The following is a 2,477-nucleotide window of genomic DNA, read 5'->3' on the forward strand; positions in this document are numbered from 1 at the left end:
GCACCGCGCCACGCTAGGCAGGCGCCCCGTGCCCCTCAGGGGGGTGCTGAGTGGTCGGGCTCCCGCCGCTGAGTGGAGCCTCGCGCCATCACGGGCGGGAGCCTCCGCGTCAGGCGGGCGGGCGGCGCCGCCCGGTCAGCCGCCCCGCGGCCGCGCGCCACGGGGCCTGCTCCGGCCAGTGCAGCACCACCGACCGCCACCCCCGCGCGAGCCGGCGCAGCATCCCGGCCGGCGACCGCAGCGGCCGCGCCGAGATGGACACCGCGAGCGCCGGGTCGTACCGCACGGACCCGGGCGGCAGGTGGAAGCTCAGGTCCAGGTCGTCGTGCACGTCGTGCTCGCGGTGCACCTCGCGTCGCGCCGTCCGCCAGGCCGAGCTGCGCACCGCGCACGCCGACCCGAACACCGGCGGCCCGCCCAGCGCGAGCGTCCCGAGCGCGAAGTAGGCCCGCATGTAGAGCACGTGCGCGAGCCAGCCGCCGAGCGGCCCCAGGCGGAACCGCCCCGGCCCGGTCACCGCGGCGCAGCCCGGGTCGTCGGCGAGCAGCGCCTCGACCCGCGCGAGCCAGCCGGGCGGCAGCACGGTGTCGGCGTCCACCCGGGCGATCACGTCCCCGGTCGCGGCGTCGTAGCCGGCCGCGGCGGCGGGCCAGATGCCGAGCTCGGGCTCGTGCAGCACCCGCGCCCCGGCCGCGGCGGCCACCCGGGCGGTCGCGTCGCCGCTGGCGTTGTCCACGACGAGGACCTCGTCGGCGGGGCGGGTCTGGGCGGCGAGCGAGGCGAGGCACCGGGGCAACCGGTCCTCCTCGTCGCGCGCGGGGACCACGACGGAGATGCGCAGGGGCGGGCGGCCGGTCACGGACGGGCCCCGGTGGGGTCGGCGGGCACGCCCCATCCCCGCACGCGCGGCGCCGGGCGGCAACCGGGGGCGCGCGCGGTGCCCGGTGCCGACGGGGCCGGGCCCCTAGGGACGCGCGGGCGGCGTCGCCTCCGTCGCCGCACGCGTGTCCCGTGCCGGACGGTCGAGCGCGCGCTCGAGCAGGGCCATCAGGTCGCCGCGCGGCACCGACAGGTTGCGCAGCCGCGCGGGCACCAGCCCGGCGCGGTACGCGACGGCCGCCGCGCCGGCCAGCCCCAGCCCGAGCAGCACGGGCCACAGCGCCTGCCAGAGCGTGACCGTGTCGAGCGCCGGCACGGCGAGCACCGGGACCCACCGCGCCGCGAGGTACCAGGTCGCCGCCGTGCCGCCGAGGCACAGCACCGCCCAGGACACCAGGCCGACGTCCGCGCCGACGGGGCCGGGGCGCACGTGCCCGCGCAGGATCGTGGCGGTGCGCACCAGGATCAGCGTCGACACCGTCGCGACGAGCGGCAGCGCGGCCGCCACGTCGGCCAGGTGCGGCGCCTCGGCGAGCGTGCGCTTGGCGGCGTACTTCGCCACGGCCCCGCTGCCGAGCGGCGCGCCCACCACGGCGAGCGCGAGCAGCGCGCCCCCGGCGAGCACCCACCCGCGCAGCCGGCCGCCGCCGTGCCGCTGCCAGATCACCACCGACAGCACGAGCCCGCCCTTGGCCATCCCGTGGTGCACCGCGTACACAACCGCCGACAGCACGCACGCCTCGGCGAGCGCCGGGACCGCGAGCCCGACGCCGACCAGCACGGCGATGAACCCCATCTGGCTGACCGTGCTGTACCCGAGCGAGACCTCGGCGTCGTCGTTCAGCACGCCCGGGACCAGGGCGAGGAACGCCCCGGCGAGCGCGGCGACCACGAGGGCGGTGCCCCAGCCGGGCAGCGCGACCTCGCCGAGCGGCAGCAGCCGCAGCCAGCCCACCAGGCCGACCTTCACCAACGCGCCGCTCAGCACGGCGCCGACCGGGATCGCGACCCGGGACTCGACCAGCGGCAGCCAGCCGTGCACCGGGAAGGTGCAGGCCCGGATCGCGAACGCCGCCAGCGCCAGGGCCACCACCGGCACCAGCACCGGCGAGCCCGCGACCACCGCCGGCACCCCCGCGAGGCGCCACCCGCCCGCGCCCACGACCAGCGCGACGGCCGCGAGCAGCGCGGCGTCCGCGGCGACGCCCAGGACGAGGTGCACGCGCGCGGCGGACCGGGCCGCCGGCGACCCGGGCAGGCGCGCCATCCGCGCGGTCGCGACCGTGGTCAGCACGCAGCCGACCAGCAGGGTGCCGACGTCCGCGGCCAGCAGGACCAGGCCGTTCGCGGCGCTGCACAGCAGGAGGAGCCCGGTCAGCCGCACGGCACCGGGGCTGCCGACCCGCGCCGTCACGACGAGCGCCGCGGCGTAGAGGACGGCCGCGACCAGCACCAGCGGCCGGGAGACGGTGTCGAGCAGGACCAGGCGGCCGTCGCGCCCGGCGCCCACCCCCGCGACGGCGAGGAGCGCCAGCGGCAGCAGGGCGAACGGCGCGAGCGCGGAGCGGGTGCGGGACCTGTCGGGGCCCCGGCCGCGC

The 2,477-nt window shown here is 79.7% G+C and carries 2 protein-coding genes; both read right to left on the reverse strand.

Features of this window, described 5'->3' with window-relative positions:
• Positions 1 to 109: 109 nt before the first annotated feature.
• Entirely contained in the window at positions 110 to 859 is a 750-nt protein-coding gene (locus G6556_RS18315; RefSeq protein WP_205693746.1) for a glycosyltransferase family 2 protein, read from the reverse strand.
• A 105-nt stretch (positions 860 to 964) separates the two neighbouring features.
• Positions 965 to 2,477: proton-conducting transporter membrane subunit (locus tag G6556_RS18320; protein WP_166944512.1), on the reverse strand; the 1,513-nt coding region annotated here is incomplete at its 5' end.

The organism is Cellulomonas sp. IC4_254 (assembly GCF_011603975.1).
Lineage (GTDB): Bacteria > Actinomycetota > Actinomycetes > Actinomycetales > Cellulomonadaceae > Cellulomonas.